The sequence below is a fragment of the Pedobacter sp. AJM genome, from assembly GCF_002197755.1.
In the GTDB taxonomy this organism is placed as follows: domain Bacteria; phylum Bacteroidota; class Bacteroidia; order Sphingobacteriales; family Sphingobacteriaceae; genus Pedobacter.
Genome location: NZ_NHOT01000008.1, coordinates 137,192 through 144,533 on the forward strand (window position 1 = coordinate 137,192; position 7,342 = coordinate 144,533).

A 7,342-nucleotide genomic window follows, 5' to 3' on the forward strand; every position below is an offset into this window, starting at 1 on the left:
GATTTATATTTTAGTTACTGAAATGCTTAATTCAACATCATCTATAGTGATTTTGTTTTCAGCTAAGCCAGTATCCGTCAATTCAAAATCATCGGCCAAAATTTCAGCGCAAATGTAGGCCTTGTTTTTAGCAACTGCTATAGCAATAAGGTTATCATTTTGTAAAGACACTTTAATCCGATCCGTTACTTCAAAGTTTAATTCCTTGCGTAAATTCTGGATTCTATTGACCAGTTCACGGGAGAGTCCTTCATGTTTCAACTCTTCAGAAATCGTCACATCTAAAGCTACTGTCAAGTTGCCCATGTTGGTTACCTGCCAGCCCGGAATATCTTCAGCAAAAACTTCCACATCATCATTTAAATCGATCGCATGCTGAATATTATCACTTCCAAAGACATTCAGGTAACCATCAACCTCCAGACGTTGGATATCATCCTGGGTCATGTTTTCTAAAGCCGCTTTTACGATGCTCATGTCTTTACCAACTTTTTTACCTAAGGATTTAAAGTTAGGCTTTAACTTTTTCTTCACAATGCCATGCGTATCGGTAATGAATTCGATATGCTTTACATTGGTTTCAGAAAGGATATAATCAGCAACTTTTGATATTTTACGCTCGAAATCTCCATTTAAAGATGGGATTAAGATTTTCGCTAATGGCTGACGAACATTGATGCTTGATTTTTTACGCAACGATAAAACCATCGAAGAAATATTCTGGGCGTAAACCATGCGTTCATTTAAATCATGATCAATCAAACTTTGGTCTGCTTCATTCCATAAGGTTAAATGCACCGATTGTTCTGCGTATGCGTCCGTAACGGTCAGGTTTCTGTACAACCAATCTGCAAAGAATGGAGCTACGGGGCTCATTAATTGCGACAAAGTTTCCAAACAGGTGTAAAGTGTTTCATAAGCAGCACGTTTATCATCTGTCATTTCACCCTTCCAGAAACGGCGGCGGCTTAACCTGATGTACCAGTTGCTTAAATGCTCATCTACAAAAGTTTGGATAGCTCTTGATGCTTTGGTAGGCTCATAAGTATTATAAGCCTCATCTACTTCGCTGATCAGGTTTTGCAACAGCGATAAAATCCAACGGTCTAACTCTGTTCTTTCAGCTACTTTGCTCAGGTTATTTTTGTCGATCTCAAATTTATCGATGTTGGCATATAAAGCAAAAAAGGCATAAGTATTATACAGTGTACCGAAGAATTTCCGGCGCACTTCATCCAATCCTTCCAAACTGAATTTCAGGTTATCCCATGGGGATGCATTGCTGATCATGTACCAGCGTGTTGCATCGGCACTGTAGGTTTCGATAGTACTAAACGGATCAACGGCGTTGCCTAAACGTTTAGACATTTTGTTGCCGTTTTTATCAAGGACCAATCCATTTGAAACTACATTTTTAAAAGCAACACCCGGATTACCAGTTTTAGCATTTACTTCCTTAATTTCATCACTGGCTTCACTTAACATTACGGCAAGGGCATGTAAAGTAAAGAACCAGCCTCTGGTTTGGTCAACACCTTCTGCTATGAAATCGGCAGCATAAGCATTTGCAAATTCATCTTTATTTTCAAAAGGGAAATGCCATTGTGCATAAGGCATGGCACCGCTATCAAACCAAACGTCGATCAAGTCGGTTTCGCGCATCATTTTTTCACCTGTTGATGAAGTTAGAATCACGTCATCAACATATGGGCGGTGCATATCTTTCAACTCAAAACCTGCAGGCATCAAGCCAGCTTCAATAGATTTTGCGATTTCAATGTTTAATTCCGAGATAGAACCGATACATTTCTCTTCCAGGCCATCGGCGGTGCGCCAGATGGGTAGGGGAGTTCCCCAATAACGGGAGCGGGATAAATTCCAGTCAACCAGATTTTCCAACCAGTTGCCAAAACGACCTGTCCCGGTAGATTCCGGTTTCCAGTTGATGGTTTTGTTCAGTTCCACCATTTTATCTTTTACAGCGGTGGTTTTGATGAACCAGCTGTCTAATGGATAGTATAAAACTGGTTTATCCGTTCTCCAGCAGTGTGGATAGGTGTGGACGTATTTTTCTACCTTGAAAGCTTTGTTTTCTTCTTTCAGCTGGATGGCCAACTCTACATCAACAGATTTTTCAGGAGCCTCGCCATCTTTATAGTATTCGTTCTTAACGTATTTACCGCCATAATTGCCACCTAAAGAAGCGATAAATTTTCCCTGTAAATCCACTAATGGAACAGCATTGCCTTTTTCATCCAATACCAGCATAGGCGGTATTTCCGGAGTAGCCAGTTTGGCTACACGCGCATCATCAGCACCAAAAGTAGGTGCCGTGTGCACAATACCCGTACCATCTTCGGTGGTGACGAAATCTCCTGATATGACGCGGAAAGCATTTTCAGCATTTTGGTATGGCAATGCATAAGGCAATAATTGCTCGTATTTAATGCCAACTAAATCTGCTCCAACAAATTCTCCCAAAATGGTATAGGGGATTTTTTTATCGTCAGCTTTGAAGTTGTTGAAGTCTTCCTCACTTTCTGATAAAAAGTATTTTCCGGCAAATTGTTTCCCTACCAGTGCTTTAGCTAAAATGACCTGAATAGGTTCAAAGGTATATTGATTGAACGTTTTAACCAGGACATAATCAATTCTCGGTCCTACCGTTAATGCTGTATTACTTGGTAAAGTCCATGGCGTAGTGGTCCAGGCTAAAAAGTGAATGGTGCCAAAAGCCTTTAAAGCCTCTGGTAATGTTTCATTAATGGCCTTAAACTGCGCCACAATTGTAGTGTCGCTTACATCTTTATACGTACCTGGCTGGTTTAGCTCATGCGAACTTAAACCTGTTCCCGCAGCAGGCGAATAAGGCTGAACGGTGTAACCCTTGTATAAAAATCCTTTATTGTAAAGTTGCTTTAAGATCCACCAAAGGGTTTCAATATAATTATTTTCATATGTGATGTACGGATTTTCAAGATCAACCCAATAACCCATTTTTTCGGTCAGGTCGTTCCAAACATCAGTATAACGCATCACCTCTTCTTTACAGGCTGCATTATAATCATCAACACTGATTTTTTTGCCAATATCTTCTTTAGTGATTCCTAATTTTTTTTCTACGGCAAGTTCAATTGGTAAACCATGCGTATCCCAACCGCCTTTACGTTTTACCTGATAGCCCTTTAGGGTTTTATAGCGACAAAAAATATCCTTAATTGCACGTGCCATTACGTGGTGAATCCCCGGCATGCCATTGGCCGACGGCGGACCTTCGTAAAAGGTAAACGGATTAGATTTCGGACGGGAAGAAATGCTCTTCTCAAAGATGTTTTCCTTTTTCCAGAAATCCAGTATTTCCTGTCCTATTTTGGCCAGTTCCAATTGTTTAAATTCGCTATACATCAATCAAGTACCTCAAAAAATTAAGGATGCAAAGTTAAAGTTTTTCACTCAAATTTGGTAGTTTTGATGTAAATACTTTAATGCAAAATGGCTTAATATTCTTTATGCATGATGTTCATTAGCATCAGAAACCTTCATTGTTACATCAACAAGTGCTTTAAAATAAACGAAGTTAGATTTGTTTATTTTAGTAACTTTTAGAACCAACAGGAATAATTTCTGTTCTATTTATAATATCGATTCAAATTTAAGTTCTGATGATAAAATTATTAAAACTACAAAAAGCCGTTCTGGTATTGATTGCAGGCGTGATTTCCTATATACTTTATCGCACATTAGATGCATATGATGTGGAGGGTGCCAGATATCTGCAAATTATTGCCGGTATTTTAGTGATGATAGGTGCATTATGGATGTTATACCCAATACTTTTTGCCAAAAAAGACCGGGATGGAAATGCAGAAATTATCACTGACCCTACCGTAGAAGTACCTGTTGATGAGGAAGAAGAAAAAAACAATAAGGATTAAAGTTTTATGGATTTAAATCTTTTCTCACCTTCTTTTTATCCAGCCATAAAACCAATGCCGGCAATAAGGTGAGGTTAAATAGCAATGCCACAAATAAGGTGATAGACAGCAACAAGCCTAAAATTACGGTTCCTCCAAAGGTGGAAGCTGTGAAAATTCCAAATCCAAAAAAGAGAATCAGCGCAATATGCGTCATGCTCACGCCGGTTTCGGTGATGGTATCTTTAATCACTCTCGGAACAGAAAAATTGGTCAAGTTGATTTCTTGCTGATAACGGGTAAGGAAATAGATGGTTTGATCAGAAGCCAGTCCGAATGCGATGGTGAAAATCAGAATCGTTGATGGCTTTAACGAAATGTCAAAGTAACCCATGATTCCGGCGGTAATAATTAAAGGAACGATGTTTGGAAGCAATGAAATAAACATAATGCCTAGACTCTTAAATTGTGCTAAACGTAAAAGTGAAATCAAAATAATTGCCAAGCCAATGCTTTCAAAAAGATGTTTTAGCATATAATCTGTTCCCTTCGAAAAAATTACGCTTGAGCCAGTAAGCTCCACATCAAATTTATTTGGTGGTAAAATGCTATCAATACGGGGTTTTAATTCAGCCATGATAGCATCGAGGCGTTTGGAGCCCACATCAGCCATTTGAAAACTGATTCTGGTGCTTTGATTGCCTTTACTGATAAAATTGGTTAGTAAATTTGAATTTCCTTTTCCACCATTAGCAATATATGCCAAAATGAAGTTTTTCTCCAGGTTATCTGGTAATCGGAAAAACGTTGAATCATTATTGTAAAAAGCCTGAGTAGCATATTTTAAACCCATATTAACTGAAATAGACCGGGAGAATTCCGGGTAGGCGGAAATCATTTTTTCCATTTTCTCCATTCTTTTTAAGTTGATTAAATTAAATACACCATTCTTTTTCTTCGTATCAACACTTACTTCTAAAGGCAAAATTCCTTCAAAATTTTTCTCAAAAAACTTTAAATCGGTTAAGATCTCGGAATTTTTAGGCAAATCATCAACCACGTAGCCATTTACATTAATTTTAAATACCCCAATAATAGCAATAATGGAGATCACGATGGTGGCCAGGTAAATCAGGCTGCTTCGCTGTTGAACCAGGTTATCGGTTTTAATTAATAATTTATGGAGAAAACCTTCCTCAACGTGTGTTTGTGCTTTTAATTTCGGTGCGGGCAGGTAGCTGAAAATAATCGGAATTAAACACAGGCACATGAACCAGGTGATCATCACATTAAGGGATGCCACGCTGCCAAATTGCATCAATAATTCACTTCCTGTAAAATAGAGCACACCAAAACCAATTGCCGCCGTAATATTCGCGATGAGTGTAGTCACTGCAATTTTTTCGATGGTAATGCTCAAAGCCCGCTGTTTATCTCCATCTTTTCTCAATTCATTCTGGTATTTATTTAACAGTAAAATGCTGTTTGGAATGCCAATGATCACGATAAGTGGTGGGATTAATCCCGTTAAAATGGTAAGTTCAAATCCAAATAAAACCAGTGTTCCGATGCTCCAGATCACACCCATGATGACTACCAGGATAGGGAAAAATACGGCATAAAACCTTTTGAAAAAGAACAGGAGAATTGCTGCTGAAACCAAAATAGATAAGCCCAGAAAGAGCACAAACTCATTGCTTACCAATTTACTTACGGCAGTCCGGATGTATGGCAAACCTGAAATATGAACCTGGATGCCGGTTTTTTTCTGAAAGGCCTTTGCTTTTTCCTCAATCTGTTTTAATATAGGATTTCGCGCAGCCGTATTTAATATTTTGGTATCGAAAGTAATGGCCATTAGCGTGGCATTCTGTTTATTGTAAACAAGGCCTTCAAAAAATGGTGTATTATATAGGGTATTTTTGATGGAATCCATTTCCGCATCGGTCGTAACCAATCCACCTGGAATTGCTTTTAAGGTGAATTTCTGATTTACAGTATCTTTTTCCAATTGAAAAATCCGACCGGATGATAAGACTTGTTTGATGCCTTTTAATTTTTGGATATCGTTAGATAGTTGAACCCACTGGTTATAGATTTCCTTCTTAAATATGTCAGGTGATTGGATTCCGACAACCATTACGCTGCCATCTTCGCCAAAGGTTTTTTTAAATGCGTTGTATTTGATAAATGCACTATCGGTAACAGGTAAAATCTTACTTCCCGTGTAAGAGAGTTTGACATTTTTGGCCTGATAGGCCATGAAAGCTGTTCCTAATAAAAAAAAGACAATAATGGCGATACGGTTCTGAAGAATAAACCTTGATAGCTTTTCCCACATGTGTTAACTGGTTTAATTTTAATGATAACGACAAAACTAATCTTATTTACAAATCGTAATCACTTTTAGGGCAATTAAATTTGCACAAATAGCATACTTTTGAAAAAATGATTCCATAAGATGTTGCACAAAGTAAGAGGCATAGTTTTAAAAACCACCAGTTACAGCGAAACCAGTGTAATTGTTCAGGTGCTTACGGATAAATTTGGAATGCAGTCTTACCTGATTAACGGGGTAAAAAAGCCAAAGGCGAAGATAAAGATGAATATGCTTCAGTCTTTACATCTTCTGGATATGGTGGTTTATCATAAGGCCAATACCAATATTCAACGGATTTCGGAGTTGAGGCAAACACCTGTCTTTAAAACCATTCCCTATGATATTGTTAAGACCAGTATAGTTATTTTTCTGAACGAAGTACTTTATAAAAGTATCCGCCAGCAATCAGCTGATGAAAGCCTGTTTGATTATCTTTTTAATGCGATTGCCTGGTTTGATGAGGTGGAAGAAATTAATCCGAATTTCCATCTTTCTTTTTTATTAAAACTAACCCGGTTTCTAGGGTTTTCACCAAATGAGAAAAAAAGGAGTGATCAGGTTTATTTCGATTTACAAGAGGGAGCATTTGTTTCCCGTTTGCCTGTTCATGCGAATTATCTTCAGCTTGAGGATGCAGAAAGCTTCATCTTATTGTTTATTATGCCACTGGAAAAAATTTCTGAAATAAAAATGAGTAATGTGCGCAGGCGTTTTCTGCTGGATAAGATATTGGTTTTCTATACCTTACATACGGCTTCGTTTGGGGAAGTGCAATCGCATAAAATTTTAGAAACCCTGTTAAGCTGAAAAAAAATAAAAAAGATTTGCGAAACAAGATTATAGCGCTATATTTGCATTCCCAAAAGGAAAGGGAAATTAGCTCAGCTGGTTCAGAGCACCTCGTTTACACCGAGGGGGTCGGGGGTTCGAACCCCTCATTTCCCACACAGCTTTCAAGGATTTGAAAGATTTATTAAGAATAAAGACCTTTAACAAAAGGGAAATTAGCTCAGCTGGTTCAGAGCACCTCGTTTACACCGAGGGGGTC

The 7,342-nt window shown here is 38.1% G+C and carries 4 protein-coding genes and 1 tRNA gene; 3 read left to right on the forward strand and 2 right to left on the reverse strand.

Annotated features, from left to right (window positions below):
- Window positions 1-3 precede the first annotated feature (3 nt).
- Window positions 4-3,405 carry an isoleucine--tRNA ligase gene (ileS, locus tag CBW18_RS15725; RefSeq protein ID WP_088302275.1) on the reverse strand — a complete coding sequence of 1,134 codons (3,402 nt, stop codon included), beginning with the start codon at window positions 3,403-3,405 and terminating at the stop codon, window positions 4-6.
- 257 nt (window positions 3,406-3,662) lie between these two features.
- Here ileS and CBW18_RS15730 point away from each other — a divergent pair, with 257 nt between their 5' ends.
- Window positions 3,663-3,935, forward strand: a complete 273-nt coding sequence (locus CBW18_RS15730; protein WP_088302276.1) for an isoleucyl-tRNA synthetase — start codon at window positions 3,663-3,665, stop codon at window positions 3,933-3,935.
- A gap of 4 nt (window positions 3,936-3,939) precedes the next feature.
- Here the strand turns inward: CBW18_RS15730 and CBW18_RS15735 are convergent, their stop codons facing one another.
- Window positions 3,940-6,255, reverse strand: coding sequence for an RND family transporter (locus CBW18_RS15735; RefSeq protein WP_253249063.1), 2,316 nt, complete (start codon window positions 6,253-6,255; stop codon window positions 3,940-3,942).
- Window positions 6,256-6,375: 120 nt separating this feature from the next.
- Here CBW18_RS15735 and recO point away from each other — a divergent pair, with 120 nt between their 5' ends.
- Window positions 6,376-7,101: a DNA repair protein RecO gene (recO, locus tag CBW18_RS15740; RefSeq protein WP_088302277.1), complete on the forward strand. Its 726-nt coding sequence runs from the start codon at window positions 6,376-6,378 to the stop codon at window positions 7,099-7,101.
- 63 nt (window positions 7,102-7,164) lie between these two features.
- A tRNA-Val gene (locus CBW18_RS15745) sits at window positions 7,165-7,239 on the forward strand.
- Window positions 7,240-7,342: the final 103 nt, after the last annotated feature.

What these genes read in the sequence shown, in the direction of transcription:
- ileS (WP_088302275.1), bottom strand. Translation starts at nt 3,405, where the DNA reads ATGTATAGCGAATTTAAACAATTGGAACTGGCCAAAATAGGACAGGAA.
- CBW18_RS15730 (WP_088302276.1), top strand. Translation starts at nt 3,663, where the DNA reads ATGATAAAATTATTAAAACTACAAAAAGCCGTTCTGGTATTGATTGCA.
- CBW18_RS15735 (WP_253249063.1), bottom strand. Translation starts at nt 6,255, where the DNA reads ATGTGGGAAAAGCTATCAAGGTTTATTCTTCAGAACCGTATCGCCATT.
- recO (WP_088302277.1), top strand. Translation starts at nt 6,376, where the DNA reads ATGTTGCACAAAGTAAGAGGCATAGTTTTAAAAACCACCAGTTACAGC.